The sequence below is a fragment of the Pseudomonas sp. S3E17 genome (assembly GCF_024168685.1).
Taxonomy (GTDB): domain Bacteria; phylum Pseudomonadota; class Gammaproteobacteria; order Pseudomonadales; family Pseudomonadaceae; genus Aquipseudomonas; species Aquipseudomonas marginalis.
In genome coordinates, this window is the sequence record NZ_JALJWE010000001.1 from 2069354 (window position 1) to 2085380 (window position 16027).

At 62.9% G+C, this 16027-nt stretch carries 16 protein-coding genes; 7 read left to right on the forward strand and 9 right to left on the reverse strand.

The window, feature by feature from the left end; translation table 11 throughout:
* Positions 1–63: 63 nt before the first annotated feature.
* A complete protein-coding gene (gene glsB / locus J3D60_RS08865; protein ID WP_090402994.1) occupies positions 64–972 on the reverse strand; it encodes a glutaminase B in 909 nt (302 codons plus the stop codon).
* Positions 973–1027: 55 nt separating this feature from the next.
* Positions 1028–1372, reverse strand: a complete 345-nt coding sequence (locus J3D60_RS08870; RefSeq protein ID WP_065948097.1) for a hypothetical protein — start codon at positions 1370–1372, stop codon at positions 1028–1030.
* A 90-nt stretch (positions 1373–1462) separates the two neighbouring features.
* On the opposite strand from J3D60_RS08870, the gene J3D60_RS08875 reads away from it, so the two are divergent.
* A complete protein-coding gene (locus J3D60_RS08875) occupies positions 1463–1798 on the forward strand; it encodes a hypothetical protein (RefSeq protein ID WP_032889532.1) in 336 nt (111 codons plus the stop codon).
* 75 nt (positions 1799–1873) lie between these two features.
* On the opposite strand, the gene J3D60_RS08880 is transcribed toward J3D60_RS08875, so the two are convergent.
* Complete coding sequence (locus J3D60_RS08880; RefSeq protein ID WP_098479205.1) at positions 1874–2284, reverse strand: hypothetical protein; 411 nt, start codon at positions 2282–2284, stop codon at positions 1874–1876.
* Between the two features lie 110 nt (positions 2285–2394).
* Here J3D60_RS08880 and J3D60_RS08885 point away from each other — a divergent pair, with 110 nt between their 5' ends.
* The gene (locus J3D60_RS08885; protein ID WP_115488616.1) at positions 2395–3243 is read left to right on the forward strand and encodes a helix-turn-helix domain-containing protein; all 849 of its coding nucleotides are present in this window, start codon (positions 2395–2397) and stop codon (positions 3241–3243) included.
* Here J3D60_RS08885 and J3D60_RS08890 read toward each other — a convergent pair whose 3' ends face one another.
* The 3 genes from J3D60_RS08890 to J3D60_RS08900 are packed head-to-tail and all read right to left on the reverse strand — an operon-like array spanning position 3244 to position 6060.
* Positions 3244–4032: an ABC transporter ATP-binding protein gene (locus J3D60_RS08890; protein ID WP_065941835.1), complete on the reverse strand. Its 789-nt coding sequence runs from the start codon at positions 4030–4032 to the stop codon at positions 3244–3246.
* Entirely contained in the window at positions 4026–5015 is a 990-nt protein-coding gene (locus tag J3D60_RS08895; RefSeq protein WP_253490989.1) for an ABC transporter permease, read from the reverse strand. The genes J3D60_RS08890 and J3D60_RS08895 overlap by 7 nt, the downstream gene beginning before the upstream one ends.
* The gene (locus J3D60_RS08900; RefSeq protein ID WP_253490991.1) at positions 5002–6060 is read right to left on the reverse strand and encodes an ABC transporter substrate-binding protein; all 1059 of its coding nucleotides are present in this window, start codon (positions 6058–6060) and stop codon (positions 5002–5004) included. The genes J3D60_RS08895 and J3D60_RS08900 overlap by 14 nt, the downstream gene beginning before the upstream one ends.
* A gap of 235 nt (positions 6061–6295) precedes the next feature.
* On the opposite strand from J3D60_RS08900, the gene J3D60_RS08905 reads away from it, so the two are divergent.
* Positions 6296–7240, forward strand: a complete 945-nt coding sequence (locus tag J3D60_RS08905) for an aliphatic sulfonate ABC transporter substrate-binding protein (protein WP_137212199.1) — start codon at positions 6296–6298, stop codon at positions 7238–7240.
* Positions 7241–7535: 295 nt separating this feature from the next.
* Here J3D60_RS08905 and J3D60_RS08910 read toward each other — a convergent pair whose 3' ends face one another.
* Genes J3D60_RS08910 through J3D60_RS08920 form a run of 3 tightly spaced genes read right to left on the reverse strand, consistent with a single transcriptional unit; the run spans position 7536 to position 10775 of the window.
* Positions 7536–9011 carry a glycerol kinase GlpK gene (locus tag J3D60_RS08910; RefSeq protein ID WP_253490993.1) on the reverse strand — a complete coding sequence of 492 codons (1476 nt, stop codon included), beginning with the start codon at positions 9009–9011 and terminating at the stop codon, positions 7536–7538.
* Between the two features lie 5 nt (positions 9012–9016).
* Positions 9017–9949, reverse strand: coding sequence for a transketolase family protein (locus J3D60_RS08915; protein ID WP_253490996.1), 933 nt, complete (start codon positions 9947–9949; stop codon positions 9017–9019).
* Complete coding sequence (locus J3D60_RS08920; protein ID WP_253490998.1) at positions 9939–10775, reverse strand: transketolase; 837 nt, start codon at positions 10773–10775, stop codon at positions 9939–9941. The genes J3D60_RS08915 and J3D60_RS08920 overlap by 11 nt, the downstream gene beginning before the upstream one ends.
* A 361-nt stretch (positions 10776–11136) precedes the next feature.
* Between J3D60_RS08920 and J3D60_RS08925 the strand changes: the two genes are divergently transcribed.
* From J3D60_RS08925 to J3D60_RS08940, 4 genes are all read left to right on the forward strand, one after another.
* Positions 11137–12144 (forward strand): ABC transporter permease, encoded by a 1008-nt coding sequence (locus J3D60_RS08925; protein WP_253491000.1) that lies wholly within the window; start codon positions 11137–11139, stop codon positions 12142–12144.
* 50 nt (positions 12145–12194) lie between these two features.
* Positions 12195–13127, forward strand: coding sequence for a sugar ABC transporter substrate-binding protein (locus tag J3D60_RS08930; RefSeq protein WP_253491001.1), 933 nt, complete (start codon positions 12195–12197; stop codon positions 13125–13127).
* Positions 13128–13142: 15 nt separating this feature from the next.
* Entirely contained in the window at positions 13143–14654 is a 1512-nt protein-coding gene (locus J3D60_RS08935; RefSeq protein ID WP_253491003.1) for a sugar ABC transporter ATP-binding protein, read from the forward strand.
* A gap of 588 nt (positions 14655–15242) precedes the next feature.
* The gene (locus tag J3D60_RS08940) at positions 15243–16022 is read left to right on the forward strand and encodes an SDR family oxidoreductase (protein WP_367399679.1); all 780 of its coding nucleotides are present in this window, start codon (positions 15243–15245) and stop codon (positions 16020–16022) included.
* The last annotated feature ends 5 nt before the right edge of the window (positions 16023–16027 follow it).

The window sequence follows — 16027 nt, forward strand, 5'->3', positions numbered from 1 at the left end:
TTTACCCCAATGTGTGTCCCATGTCCTGCTGTGGGATGTCCAACCCTCCAAGTGGTTTCGCACTCAAAACACCGACCACCCAATCCGCTCACTCAACAACTCCAACGCCTTGATCCCCGCCAGCGAGTTGCCCGCCGCGTTCAATTCCGGCGACCACACGCACACCGTAAACTGCCCCGGCACCACCGCGACAATGCCGCCGCCCACACCGCTCTTGCCCGGCAAGCCCACGCGGTAGGCAAAGTTGCCCGCCTCGTCATACAGCCCGCTGGTGGCCATGATCGAGTTGACTTGCTTGGTCTGCCGCGCGCTCAGGATCTGTTCGCCGCTGTGGGCACTGGTGCCCTCGTTGGCCAGGAAGCTGAACGCCTTGGCCAGGTCCAGGCAGCTCATCTGCAGGGCGCAGTAGTTGAAGTAGCTGTGCAGCACCGCATCCACATCGTTGTGGAAGTTACCGAAGGATTTCATCAGGTAGGCCATGGCGGCGTTGCGTGCGCCGTGCTGGGCTTCGGAGTCGGCGACCACGCTGTTGACCAGGATCTGCGGGTTGCCCGACAGGCGCCGCACGAAGTCGCGCATCGACAGGATCGGCACGGCAAAGCGTGATTGGTTGATGTCGCAGATCACCAGCGCGCCGGCATTGATGAAGGGGTTACGCGGGCGGCCGCGTTCGAATTCCAGTTGCACCAACGAGTTGAACGGCTGCCCCGAAGGCTCGTGGCCCAGGCGCTCCCAGATGGTTTCACCGCCGTGGTCGATGGCCTGCACCAGGCTGAATACCTTGGAAATGCTCTGCACCGAGAACAGCGTATCGGCGTCACCGGCGCGGTAGGCCGAGCCGTCATTGCCGTACACCGCGATGCCCAGTTGGTTAGCCGGCACATCGGCCAGCGCGGGAATGTAGTCGGCGACTTTGCCGAGGCCGATCAGTGGGCGCACTTCGTCGAGGATCGACTCCAGCAGCGCCTGCATGTCTTGTCCTGTCATCTGTCTTTGAATCGGTGGAAAGCGGGGTGCGGAGGATACTTCAATGGGCGCGGAAGCCCCACACAATCTCTACCACCCGCTCGGCCACCACCAGATAAACCAGGATCAGCAACAGTTGCAATGCCAGGTGATAACGCAGCTTGGCCAACCGGCGAATGCCATCGCTGACGTTCAACAGCATCAGCACTGTCGACAGAAGGATCAGCCCCCACCCCGCCACGCTGGAGGCGAACACCCCGATAAACAGGTCCTGCTGCCCCACGAGGGTATTGGTACCCGCCGCAAACAGCAGCGCGCACACCAGCAGGTTTTTGACGTTGTCGAAAACTTGCGTGCTCAGGTCGTTTTCCAGCAGGGCCACATACCGCTTCCATAACGTGCGCATGAGTCATTACCGGTTAGGGATCGCTCGTCAATCAAAGTAGTCCATATGCCCGTACACTGCACCGTTGCGCTTACTCCACGAGGACTTTGCATGAAATTGATGATTGGCCTGGCCGCTTTACTGCTGGTATCGGCCTGTACCACGACCCCACCCGCCCAGGACGCTGCGGCGTCCACCTGCCTGGCAGGCGGCGGTACCATGAAGCAAGTCGGCAAGCTGCAGAGCTGGAAATGCATCACGCCGTACAAGGATGCGGGCAAGGCATGTACCGATTCGAGCCAGTGTGAAGGCGAGTGCCAGACCAGTGTCACCACCCAGTCCGGCAACGGTCCGGTGACCGGCGCGTGCCAGGTGGATAACGGCCACTTCGGCTGCTCGGCGACGGTGGAGAAAGGCAAGCTGGGCCGAGCGATCTGCGTGGACTGAGCCATACCACCAAACCCATGTGGGAGCGGGCCCGCGGCCAGACCCGCTCGCACATTTTTTGCTCCACTCTACCCTTCAAAAATGCGCCACATCCGACACCCGCTCATCCAGCACATCCCGCGCCAGTGCCCAGGCCTGGTCCTTGGATTCCACCACCAGCAACGGGTAGCCCCAGGCCTTACTGAACATCACCGCGAACGGCTTGAGTGCCAGGCGTTTGGCGGCGCTGGGCTCAACTTGGATCATGCCTTTGACGAACATGCGCAGCGCCTGTTTGTTTTTCTTCATCCAGATCGACGCCTGCTTACGCTCTTCGTGGGAGTGCTCATGGTTGTTTTCATCCACGGATTTTTCGTGCAGCAACATAAAGGCCTGCTCCCTCGCCAATAGCCCTTCAAAAGCCAGGAAAGCATCCTCCGGCCCATCCTCGCTAGGCGCATCGAAGACGATTTTCACCACAGGGAACGTTGTACTGTCGAGTCGCATGGCAAAGCTCCTTAATGAGAGTGGATCTCAATATAAAGCTCGAACCCCTGGACGGCATTGCACAGAATAGCCAGACTGTTTCGCAATCCGGCCAACCTGCGATCTCCGCCATGAAGCACCACCGTCTTGATCTGCTCGACCCGTTGATGGCCAAGGACGCCGACCTGTTCCCCCGCGCCGTGGTGGCCGTGGGCGCCACCAGCACGTCGGACACCTGGGAACATGCCCAGCACGCCCACCGCAAGGGCCAGTTGATGTACACCCTGCGCGGGGTCATCCACTGTGAAATCGAAGCGGGAATCTGGATCGTGCCGCCCCAGTGTGCACTGTGGATTCCCGGCGGTACGCCCCATGCGGCGCGCGGGTCTGGCGAGGCCGAGGTGTATTGCCTGCTGATCGACCCCGACGCCGCCCACGCCCTGCCGCCGCAATGCTGCACCCTGGCCGTGTCCGGGTTGCTGCACGAGCTGATCAGCAAGGCCGTCAGCTTCCCGCAATTCTATGACGAGGCCGGCGCCCAAGGCCGCTTGATCAACACCTTGCTGGATGAACTGGCCGCCGCCCCGGTCGAAGCCCTGCACCTGCCCATGCCCCAGGACGCACGCTTGCGCCGCCTGGCCAACAGCCTGCTGGCCGACCCGACCGATAAAGCCACCCTCGGCCAGTGGGCCGTGCGCATCGGCATGAGCGAGCGCAGCATGACGCGCCTGTTGCTGGAGGAATTGGGCCTGAGTTTCGGGCGCTGGCGCCGGCAGTTGCATGTGATCCTGTCCCTGCAACGGCTGGCCAAGGGTGAAAGTGTGCAACGGGTGGCCCTGGACCTGGGTTATGAAAACGCCAGCGGCTTCATCACCATGTTCCGCAAGGCGGTGGGCCAGCCGCCCGCGCGTTACCTGGCGGACCGTGCCGGTGTCTCAAGTGCGACCACCCAGGCCATTGCGCTGAAAGACGCCCACTGACTACCAGTTTTCGCCCAACCCCAGCAGGCCCAGTATCTGCCGCCGCAGGTCCACCAGGTAAGGATCGTCCCGGTGCCGTGGATACGGCCTATCGATGCTCAACTGTGCCTGGATCTTCGCCGGGCGGTCGCTGAACACAATCACCCGGTTGGCCAGCAGCAAGGCTTCTTCCACATCGTGGGTCACCAGCAACGCCGTGTAGCCCTGGCGCTGCCACAGGTCGATCAGCTCTTTTTGCATGGTGATGCGGGTCAGGGAATCGAGTTTGCCCAAAGGTTCGTCGAGGATCAGCAAACGCGGCTGGTTGACCAGGGCACGGGCCAACGCCACCCGCTGGGCCATGCCGCCGGACAACTGCCGGGGATAGGCACGGGCGAACGGACCAAGGCCGACCTTGTGCAGGGCCTCATCGACCTTGGCCGAATGGGTCTTGAGCAGGCCCTGGGCTTCGAGGCCGAGGGCGACGTTGTCCCACACGCGACGCCACGGGTACAGGGTCGGGTCCTGGAACACCACCACGCGGCTTGGGTCCGGGCCGGCGATGGGTTCTCCATCGGCCAACAGCCGTCCGGAGTCCGCCGGCTCCAGCCCCGCCACCAGGCGCAGCAAGGTGGACTTGCCGCAACCCGAAGGCCCGAGCAATGCCACAAATTCTCCCGGCGCCACGTCCAGGGACACCCGCTCCAACACCGGCAAATGCCGGCCGTCCAGCGCAAAACCATGGCTGAGGTTTTCTATGCGCAGCGCCAATCCTTCCGAAGCCGATACCGCGTGGGCCGGGGCTACCATTTCATCGCTCCTTTCTGCCAGGCCAGCAACCGATCACGCACCAGGAACAACCCGGTGATCAACCCCGAACAGGCCAGCGCCATGATCAGCAGTGCGGCGTACATGTTCGCGTAGGCGGCCCAGCCCTGGGCCCATTGCAGGTACCAGCCGATGCCGGATTTGACCCCCATCATTTCCGCCACCACCAAGGTTGAGAATGAGGCACCCAGGCCCATGAACAAGCCGACGAAGACGTGGGGCAGCGCGGCGGGAATCGCCACCTTGAAAATCAGAAAACCCGGCCGGGCGCCGAGGGTGCGCGCCACGTCGTAATAGGCTTTATCGACGCTGGCCACGCCGGACCAGGTGAGCACCGTGACCGGAAACCAGGTGGCCAGGGCGATCAAAAACACGCTCGCACTCCAACTGCTCGGAAACAGGAAAAAACACAGCGGCAACAACGCCGTCGACGGCACCGGGCCGAGGATGCGCAGCACCGGGTGCAGCCAGTAGCCGATACGCGTGGACCAGCCAATGGCAACACCGGCGACAAACCCGGTAGCGGCGCCCAGCGCCACCCCCGAGCCCAGCAGCAGCGCCGAATGCAGCAGGCTGTCGGCCAGGCGTGCGTAGTCTTCGATGTACACCGCGAGCAAGGCTTGGGGCGGCGCGAAGAATGGCACCGGCAACAGCGCAAGCTTGGCGGTGAGCAATTCCCAGAGGCCCAGCAGCACCGGCAAGGCGATCAGCCAGGGCGCGGCCGTGCGCAAGCGCAGCGCGAGTGTCGACAGCCTGTGTCCCAGCAGGCTCAGCACAATAAACAACGCCGCCACGCCCACACAGAGGTTGGCCAGGCCCTGGGTCATCGGCCAGTTGCGCACCGCGTTGGGCCAGTAACTGATCAGCAGCGCGACGGCCACCCAGGCCGTCACCACCGCCGCGCCTTGCCACCCGAGCTTGAGCGCCACAGGCGGGTTGAGGATGCTTGCGTCAGTTGAAGACATCGGCGGTGATCTCCTGGGCAAACGCGATCGGGTCGGTGCCTTTGCTGATCACTTCCACGGTTTTCAGGTCGGTGACGTAGGTGGTGATCTCCTGGGTCAGCGCCGCCCCGACCGCGTGGTGGCCGTGGGTGTGGTCGTGGAGGATCGCCTGGACTTCTTCGGTGGAGGTGTTCAGTGCGTAGGCCTGGAAGCCTTTGGCGACTTCCTCCGGGTGCTGCACGGAATAGTCATGGGCTTCGAGGATCGCCTGGGTCAGCGCCGCGACCACGCGCTTGTCCTCGCGGACCAATTTGCCGGTGACGCCGACCACGCAGCAACTGAGGTTGGCGTATTCCTCCACCAGGTTGGTGGACAGCTCCCGCGCCACGCCGGACTTGATCAGGCGGTACATGAACGGGTCACTGCCGCTCACCGCCTGCACTTCACCACGCTCCAGCGCCGTGCCGAGCAGGTCGGCCGGGTACAGGCGCCACTCCACATCGCGCACCGGGTCGACGCCGTGTTTTTTCAGCAGGATCGAAAAGAAATTGCGGTCCGGGCTGGCCATGTCGGTCACGCCAATGGCCTTGCCCTTGAGGTCTTCCAGCTTGCTCACGCCGCCGTTGGCGGCACTGAGCAACCGCAGGCAACCGCCATGGGTGCCGGCGGTGAGCTTCACGTCGAAGCCCTGCTCCAGGGCCTTGAGCCAGCGCAGCGCCATGCCCACGCCTGCGTCGGCCTTGCCGGTGGCGATGGCTTCCAGCAAGACCTCGGTGGAGTTGCCGAAGTTGACCAACTCCACGTCCAGGTTGTGCTTGCCAAAGAAACCCTGCCCATGGGCGATCACCACCGGCGCCAGGCACACCGCGTTGAGGTTCACCGCCAGCTTGAGTTTGCGCGGCGCGTCGAGGCGGATGAACTCACCGGTGCCGGCAGGCTCCTGGGCGATGTTGTGGCCGGCATGTGCGTCGGCGGCAAAGCCCAGGCGCGGCAGCGACAGGCTCGCCAGGGTCAGGCCGGCCAGGCCCAGGAGGCGGCGACGGGTCAGGAGATCAAAAGCAGCCATGCGAAGTATCCCTATTGAATGGGTCAGCCCGCTCCAGAGAAAGGCCGAAAGCGACAAAAATTCCATTTTGATTATATTAATTACTGACTTTTATGAAAGAACCATATAATTCTATGGTTATGCCTGATGGGCAGGAAGCGGCTGAAAGCGTCCTAAGCTCAGATCGAAAGAGTATTTATCGAATGGTTTTCAGATCATTAAGCTTGGATCTATTTCGCTGAAGATCGAGCCCACCATGCCCCTCCGTCGTCCCCTCGCCGCTGTATTAGGATTGCTGGCCTTTTCCGTCGCTGTCAGTGCGCACGCCCAGGAAACCGTGCGCATCGGTTACCAGAAATCCTCCACGCTGATCACCCTGCTCAAGACCCAGGGCACCCTGGAGAAAGCCCTCAAGGCCGACAACATCGAGGTGAGCTGGCATGAGTTCCCCAGCGGCCTGCCGCTGCTGGAAGCGCTGAACGTCGGCAATGTGGACATCAGCGCCGACGTGGCCGACACCGTGCCGATCTTCGCCCAGGCCGCCCAGGCCAAACTCACCTACTTCGCCCAGGAAGCGCCCTCGCCTTCGGCCCAGGCCATCGTGGTACGCAAGGACTCGCCGATCCAACAGCTGGCGGACTTGAAGGGCAAGAAGATCGCGGTAACCAAGGCCGCCGGTACCCACTATCTGTTGATTGCCGCGCTGGCCAAGGCCGGCCTGGCGTTCTCGGATATCGAGCCGGCTTACCTGTCGCCGGCCGATGGCCGCGCGGCGTTCGAGAACAACAAGGTGGACGCCTGGGTCACCTGGGAACCCTTCCTCACCAGCGTGCAGCGCCAACTGCCGACGCGCACCCTGGCGGACGGTGCCGGGCTGGCCAGCTACAAGCGCTATTACCTGACCGGCACGCCGTACGCCAAGGCGCACCCGGAGGTATTGAAGGTGGTGTATGCGCAGCTGGAAAACGCCGGCCACTGGGTAAAAACCAACCCGCAGGACGCGGCCAAAGTGCTCGGCCCGCTGTGGGGCAACCTGGATGCAGCCACGGTGGAAGCGGCGAATGCGCACCGCAGTTATCAGGTGCAGCCGGTGACGATTGAGCAGTTGGGTGAGCAGCAGAAGATTGCCGATGCGTTCTTCAAGGCGGGGTTGTTGCCCAAGGCGGTGGATGCCAAGGACGTGCAGACCTGGCGGCCTTGAAGGCGGGTGTGATCTCAATGTGGGAGGGGCGGTGCGACGATTCGACTTGCCCTCGATGGCCACGGGTATCTACACAATTTTTCAGACTCTGACAAATATCCCTGTGGTGAACGGGCTTGTCCCGCGTTGGGCTGCGTAGCAGCCCCAGTAAAGAAGAATGCGGTGTATCAGACACTCTGTAGAGGCTGGTTTTGGGGCTGCTACGCAGCCCAACGCGGGCGGTGCGACGATTCGACAAGCCCGCTCACCACAACAGCCCGCGGCAAGCCCTCCCACATTTGGTTTGCATATGCGGTTAGAGGAGTGTGCGGGCTAGAGCCTTTTTCCACTCTGAGTAACGCTCCACCATCGCCGGATCCTCCTGCGGCTCAAAGCGCTCGCGCTGGCGTTCCAACTGCCCCAGTTCCGCATCACTCGCCCACACCCCCAACGCCCGACCCGCCAGGTGCGCGGCGCCCAATGCCGACACCTCCGGCGACAGGCTGCGCACCACCGGGCGTTGCAGCAGGTTGGCGAGGAATTGCATCAGCCAGCGGTTGCGCGTGGCACCGCCATCCACCCACAGCTCCTTGAGCGGGCTGCCGATATCCTGCTGCATGGCTTCGAACACATCGCGAATCTGATAGCCGATGGATTCCAGCGCCGCGCGCAGGATATGCGCGCCGGACGTGGCTTCGCTCAACCCGCAGATGAGTCCACGGGCGTCGGCCTTCCAGTGCGGTGCGCCGAGGCCGGACAGCGCCGGGACAAAATACACGCCGCCGTTGTCCGGCAATTGCGCGGCCTGTTCGGTCAGCGCATCCAGGGATTCTCCCGCCACCAGCTTCGACGCCCACTGCACGGCAGCGCCGGTATGGACGATATTGCCTTCCATGCCGAAGGTGGGTTGGCTGCCGTCATGCCAGGCCAGGGTGGTCGACAGGCCATGGGTGGAGGCAATCGGCCCGCCCATGGGCGTCATCAAGGACGAACCGGTGCCGAGGGTGGCCTTGACCAGCCCCGGCGCAAAACCGCCCTGCCCGTACAGCGCCGCATGGGAATCGCCAATCATCGACATCACCGGGATGCCGGCGGGCAAGCCGCCCACCGCGACGGTTTCGGCGAAGAAACCGGCGCTCGGCCGGATCGGCGCCAGGGCCGCAGCCGGAATGCCGAACAACGCCAACAACTCAGGATCCCAGGCGCAGGTGTGCAGGTTGAACAGTTGGGTGCGCGCGGCGTTGGAATAGTCGGTGGCGAACACCTGGCCGCCGCTGAGTTGCCACAACAGCCAGCTATCGACCGTGCCCAGGCAGATATCGCCTGCAGTAGCGCGCGCATGGCCATCCTCAAGGTGATCGAGAATCCAGCGAAATTTGCCCGCCGAGAACATCGGGTCCAACGCCAGCCCGGTCTTTTCCAGGATCAGCGCTTCATGGCCCTGCTCATGCAGGTGCGTGCACAACGCCGTAGAGCGTCGGCACTGCCAACTGATGCACGGCGACAATGGCTCACCGGTATGCCTATCCCAAGCCACCACCGATTCACGCTGATTGCTGATGGCCAACGCAGTGATCGGACGATCCACCTGGGCCAGGCATTCTTCAATCGCCGCCAACGTGTTTTGCCAGATCAGCAGCGGGTCCTGCTCGGAAAACCCTGCCTGGGGATGGCGGATGCTCAAGGGCCGCGAACCGCGCGCAATCACCTGGCCAAGTTCGTTGACCAGCACCGCCTTGGCGTTGCTGGTGCCTTCATCTATCGCCAGGATCAGCGGGGTGTTGTTATTCATGGGGTTCACCGCAACCGAGTGGCAGCCGCCACAATCCCAGCCGCGTCGATGTTATGCAAGGCGCGGGTCGGTTCGCGGGCACCGGCGGCGGCGTACTCGCCATCGCCGATACCCAGGCGGATCAGGGCAATGCCCAACCCGGCTTCGGCCAGCACTTCGGCGACCAGGCTGCCGACGCCGCCATTGATATTGTGTTCTTCCACACTGATGACCGCGCGGGTGCCGCTCAAGGCGCTGAGCAATACATCACGCTGCAAGGGCCGGATCGACGACAGGTTGATCACCTGGGCCTGAATGCCCTGCTCCGCCAGCAATGCCGCCGCCTCCACCGCTTCATGCACCACCGAGCCCAGGGCCACGATGCTCACATCGGCGCCCTGGCGCAGGATATCTACCTGACCGGGCACAAACTGATAGGCGGCGCCGTGCACGTCGGGCAAGGCTTTGCCGTCGAGGCGGATATACACCGGGCCGTGGTAGCGCAGCGCGTAATCGATGATCTGGCGGCACTCGACGGCATCGGCCGGGGCGAAGATCTGCACATTGCCAAACCCGCGCATCACCGAAATATCGTCGAGGCTGTGGTGGGTGCTGGCGAGCGGGCCATAACTGGTGCCGGCATTCAGGCCGAACATCTTCACGTTGGCCTGGTTGTAGCAAACGTCCACCTTGATCTGCTCATTGGCCCGCGAGATCAGGAACGGCGCCGCATTGCAGGTGGCGGCGATCTTGCCACCCAGGGCCAGGCCCGCCGCGACGCTGACCAGGGATTGCTCGGCAATGCCCACATTGATCAGCCGCTCGGGAAAGCGCTGGGCAAACGGGCCGATCTTCGCCGTGGAGGTGGAGTCGCTGACCACCGGCACTACGTCCAGCCCGGCCTCGACGGCAGCGATAAACGCTTCCACCATGACGCTCGCCAAATGTTCACTCGCCATGGTTCAACTCCTCCAATGCTGCGTTGATTTCATCACCCTTGGGCACGCGGTGGTGCCATTCGGGGCGGGCTTCGATAAACGACACGCCCTTGCCTTTGATGGTGTGGGCGATCAGCACCTGGGGCGCGCCGGTCTTGGTCTGCATGCTTTCCAGGGCTTCGATCAATTGGCCGACATCGTTACCGTCGCACTCGCTGACGCGGAAGCCAAAGGCCGCCCATTTCACGTCCAGTGGGTCCAGCGGCATGATCTCGGCGGTCAAACCGGCAAGCTGCAGCTTGTTCTTGTCGACGATCACAAACAGGTTATCCAAGCCGTACTTGGCCGCTGCCATCGCCGCTTCCCAGTTGGAGCCTTCGGCCAGTTCGCCGTCGCCGGTCAGCACGTAGATGCGCTTGTTGCTGCCGGACATCTTCGCCGCCAGGGCCAGCCCGACCGCCACCGGCAAACCGTGGCCGAGGGCGCCGGTGTTCAGTTCGATGCCGGGGGTTTTCTGGCGTACCGGGTGGCCGGGCAGGTGCGAGTTGAAGTGCTGGTAGGTGGGCAGCCAGTCGGTGGGGATGTAGCCCGCCTGCGCCAGGCAGCAATACAAGCCGCCGACGCCGTGGCCCTTGCTCTGGATATAAATATCGCGCTCGGCGTCTTCGGTGCGTTCCGGGCCGGTGTTGAGGATGCGGAAATACAGGGTGGCGAGGATGTCGGTCTCGGAAAGGTCCGCCCCGGTGTGCCCGCCCGCCGGGGAGTCGGCATTCAGGCGGATCACATGGCGACGGATCAGGCGGGCCTGTTCCTTGATCTGGTGGGCGTCGTACTGGAAGGCATTCATGCAGCGGCTCCTTTGAGGCTGACCACGCGGGGTGAAAGTGTCCAAGGCTGTCTTTGAATATTTATTCAGCAGTGACAATATATTTCTATTTAGACGCCGATCCTCCAGCAGGTCAAGTGAGCGAACCGCCGAAAAATCAAATAAAACTCGGAAATCCCCCTCGGACAAACGGCCAAAATCCCACGCCGGCTTCTCTAGACCGTGGCTTTGCGCCGGGCAAAAACACCGCTTCAGCGGCAGGCAAGAAAAATTAAGCGCTTGACTTTGACACGGTGTCACTGGAATCTGAATTAACAGTCAGGCACGCATAAATATTCACAACGCATGAAGCACTCCAAAAAAAATAACTCAGGAGAACACTGTGGACGCCAAAGCTATTGTCCAGCACCCGGCCGAACTCAAGCCGCCACCCCGCCCACGTATTGTCAAACTGCTGCCCAGTAACATCGGCGGCCCCTTGATCGGGCTGGTGTTGCTGGTGCTGGTCTTCTCCTTCAGTTCCGAATTCTTCTTTTCGTTGCGCAATGGCCTGAACATCCTCGAACAGGTCACGGTGCTGGGCATCCTGGCGATCGGCATGACAGCGGTGATCGTGATCGGCGGCATCGACCTGTCGGTCGGCTCGGTGCTGGCCTTCTCGATGATGATGCTCGGCTGGCTGTATCAGGATCAGGCGGTGCCCCTGGGCTTTGCGATTCCGATCTCGATTGCCAGCGGCATGCTCGCCGGGCTGGTCTCCGGCGCGTTGATCACCTACGCCAAGCTGCCACCCTTTATTGCCACGCTGACCATGATGTCGGTGGCCCGTGGCCTGGCGAATATCCTTACCGAAGGCCGGCAGATCGTCGGCTACCCGGACTGGTTCACCAGCCTGGCGACGGTGCGCCACTTTGGTTTCCTCTCGGCCACCGTGGGCCTGTTCCTGGTGATGCTGGTGTTGGCCTGGGTGTTCCTGCGCTTTCGTGCCGGTGGCCGCAACCTCTATGCCATGGGCGGCAGCCCCGAAGTGGCGCGGTTGTCGGGCATCAAGGTGCGGGCGATTACCCTGTGGGTGTACGCCATCAGCGGTGCGCTGGCCGGCATCGCCGCGGTGACCCTGGCCGCGCGCCTGGACTCCTCGCAACCAAGCGCCGGGCTGAGCCTGGAACTGGACGCCATCGCCGCCGTGGTGATTGGCGGCGCCAGCCTCAGTGGCGGCGTCGGCAGCATCGGCGGCACCCTGGTGGGCGTACTGATCATTGGCGTATTGCGCAATGGCCTCAACTTGCTCGGCGTCTCGCCCTTTATTCAACAAGTGGTGATCGGCGTGGTCATCGCCCTCGCTGTCACCATCGACACCCTGCGACGCCGCTCCAGCACTGCCCGTTAAACCTGTTCGACAGTTGACACCCTCCAACAATAAAACCAGGAGTCACCGACATGTTCAGCCCCAAGAAATTGCTGTTGGCCACCGCTCTCGCCGCCGCCACCCTCACCGCTGCCGGCACCACCTGGGCCAAGGATTTGACCATCGGCCTGGCCGTGGCCAACCTGCAGGCCGACTTCTTCAACCAGATCAAGCAATCAGTGGAAGCCGAGGGCAAAGCCAAGGGGGTCAAGGTGATCACCGTGGACGCCCAGGGCAACTCATCCACCCAGGTCAGCCAGATCGAAGACCTGATCACCCGCCAGATCGATGTGCTGATCTACATCCCGGCCGGCGCCACTGCTGCCGGTGTGCCGGTGAAAGCCGCCAAGGCTGCGGGCATCCCGGTAATCGCCGTGGACCGCAACGCCCCCGACGCACCGGGCGACACCTTTATCGCCAGCGACAGCGTGGCCGGCGCCAAGACCCTGGCCGAGTACGTGGGCAAGATCACCGACGGCAAGGGCCGCATCGCGATCCTGCAAGGCCAGATCGGTACCACCCCCGAGAATGATCGCGCCAAGGGTTTTGAAGAGGGCCTGAAAACCTTCCCGGACCTCAAGGTCGTCGCCCAGCAACCGGCCGAATGGGCCCAGGACAAAGGCTTCGCGGTAGCCCAGGACCTGCTCCAGCGTGACCCGAACATCACCGTGTTCTTCGGCCGTGCCGATGCCATGGCCTTGGGCGCTGCCCAGGCGGTGAAAGTCGGCAACCTCGATCACAAGGTGGTCGTGGTCGGTTTCGACGGCGACGTGGCCGGGCTCAAGGCCGTGCAAAGCGGTGTGCTGAACGCGACCATGACCCAGCAGACGCAGAAAATGGGGCGCCTGGCCGTGGCCTCGGCCATCGACCTCAAAGCCGGCAAGACCCTGCCCAAGGAGCAGTTGTTGCCCACCGTGCTGACCACCAAAGAAAACGTCGCGCCGTTCCTGCAACAGCACCCGTAAGCCTTGGAGGTCGTCATGCAAGCAGCAGCCGTGGACACCGCTCGATCCGACGCGGTGCTGTGCCTGCGCAATATCAGCAAGGCCTACGGGCCGGTGCAGGTGTTGTCGCAGGTCAACGTGGACATTCGCCCCGGTGAAGTACTGGCCCTGCTCGGTGAAAACGGCGCGGGCAAGTCGACCTTGTCGTCGATCATCGCCGGGCTGGTGCAACCGGAAGCCGGGGGCAGCATGACCTGGCTCGGCGCGCCCTACGCACCCGCTTCACCGGGGGCCGCGCTGAGTGCCGGGATCGGCCTGATCCACCAGGAAATCCGCCTGCTGCCGCAACTGTCGATCGCCGAGAACATCTTCGTCGGCCGCCTGCCCATGCGCCGTGGGCGGGTGGACCGCGAGTACATGGAGGCCCAGGCGCAGATCCAACTCGAACGCCTGGGCCTCAAGGTGCCGGCCTCGCGCAAGGTCGAAGGCCTGAGCGTGGCGGCCCAGCAACTGGTGGAAATCGCCAAGGCGCTGACGCTGAAGGCCAGCCTGTTGATCCTCGATGAACCCACCGCTGCATTGGGTGGCGAAGAAACCGAGCTGCTGTTCAAGCAGGTGGAACGGCTCAAGGCCGAGGGTGTGTCGTTTATCTATATCAGCCACCGCCTGGAAGAAATCGCACGCATCGCCGACCGCGTGCTGGTGCTGCGCGACGGTCGCCAGATCGCCTTGCACGCCACGGCCCAGGTGCCGGTGCGGGAGTTGGTGGAGCAGATGGTCGGGCGCAGCCTGGAGCGGATCTTCCCTGCGTTGCAGGCGCCCCAGGAGCAGGTGATGTTGCAGGTCAAGGATTTGACCTGCCGTGAGTTTGCCTTGCACGGCATCGACTTCAGCGTGCGTGCCGGCGAGGTATTCGGTATTGCCGGGGTGGTCGGCGCCGGGCGAACCGAGCTGGTGCGCACCATTGCCGGTGCGGCCCAGGATATTCGCGGCCACATGGTGTTGGATGGCGAGGTCCGCCAATTGCGCTCGCCCTTCGAGGCGATCCAGGCCGGCGTGGTGCTGGTGCCGGAAGACCGCAAGCAGCAAGGCGTGGTGGTGGAGCATCGCATCGAAGACAACCTGATTTATGGCAACACCGACCTGCTGGATAAACGCGGTTGGGTGTTCCCTGCCCCACTGCGCGAATTCGCGCGCACGGCGGTGGCGCGACTGGGGGTGAAAGGTGCGCCGCAGTCGCGGATTTCCAGCCTGTCCGGCGGTAACCAGCAGAAGGTGATCATTGCCAAGTGGCTGGCGCGCAACCCCAAGGTGTTCATCCTCGATGAGCCCACACGCGGCATCGACGTGGGTGCGCGGGCGGCGATTTATGAAGTGATCGCGGACCTGGCGGCCAAGGGCATGGCGGTGATTGTGGTCAGTTCCGACCTGGATGAAGTGCTGGGCTTGTCCCATCGGGTAATGGTGATGAGCCGGGGACGGCAGATGGGGATTCTGCAGCGCGGTGAGGCCACGCCGGTGTCGGTGATGGAGATGGCCACCGCCTAGGCAACCGGTCCTCACAGACAATGGCGATCAACTGTGGGAGGGGGCTTGCCCCGATGAGGGAGTGTCAGCAGATGCATCTGTCACTGAACCACTGCTATCGGGAGCAAGCCCCCTCCCACAGGAGATCTACTGTGATTTCAAGATTGGAGTTATCCAGGCAACTTGTTAGACGGGGATTCTGGATCGCGGCGAGGCCATCCCGGTTTCGGTGATGGAAATGGCTACCGCATAACCAAATACCTACACAGATCCAACTGTGGGAGGGGGCTTGCCCCCGATGAGGGAGTGCCAGTAGATGCATCTGTCACTGAACCACTGCTATCGGGAGCAAGCCCCCTCCCACAGGAGATCTACTGTGATTTCAAGATTGGAGTTATCCAGGCAACTTGTTAGACGGGGATTCTGGAGCGCGGCGAGGCCGTCCCGGTTTCGGTGATGGAAATGGTCGCCGCATAGCCAAATACCTACACAGATCCAACTGTGGGAGGGGGCTTGCCCCCGATGAGGGAGTGTCAGCAGATGCATCTGTCACTGAACCCCTGCTATCGGGAGCAAGCCCCCTCCCACAGGGGTTCACTGTAATTTCAAATAACGGAGTTAGTCATGCAGCTTTTTAGTCTTCAAGGCCAAGTGGCCTTTGTCACCGGCGCCGGCAGCGGCATTGGCCAGGCTATCGCCGTCGGGCTCGCTGAAGCCGGTGCCGATGTAGCCTGCTTTGATCTTCCGGGCAGCCCCGGCATCGCCAGCACGGTAGAACGCATCCAGGCCCTGGGCCGGCGCGCCCTGGCCCTCAGCGGCACGGTCACCGAGCGGGCCGCCCTGGATGCAGCGGTCGCGCGCACCGAGGATGAGCTCGGCCCACTCAGCGTGGCCGTCAACTGCGCCGGCATCGCCAATGCCCAGGCCGCCGAAGACCTGGAGCTGCAACGCTGGCAAACCACCCTGGACATCAACCTCACCGGCATCTTCCTCAGTTGCCAGGCCCAGGCCGCAGTGATGTTGCCGCGTGGCAAGGGCGCTATCGTCAATATCGCCTCCATGTCCGGCAGCATCGTCAACCGCGGCCTGTTGCAGGCGCACTACAACACCTCCAAGGCCGGGGTGATCCACCTGAGTAAAAGCCTGGCGATGGAATGGGCCGACAAAGGCCTTCGGGTCAACTGCATCAGCCCCGGCTACACCGCCACGCCGATGAACTCTCGCCCGGAAGTCGCCGATCAGGTGAAGATCTTTGAACAGACCACGCCCATGGGCCGCATGGCCAGCGTGGACGAAATGGTCGGCCCGGCGATTTTCCTGGTCAGCCAGGCCTCGTCTTTCTGCACCGGTGTCGACCTGCTGGTCGATGGTGGTTTTGTCTGCTGGTAAGGAGT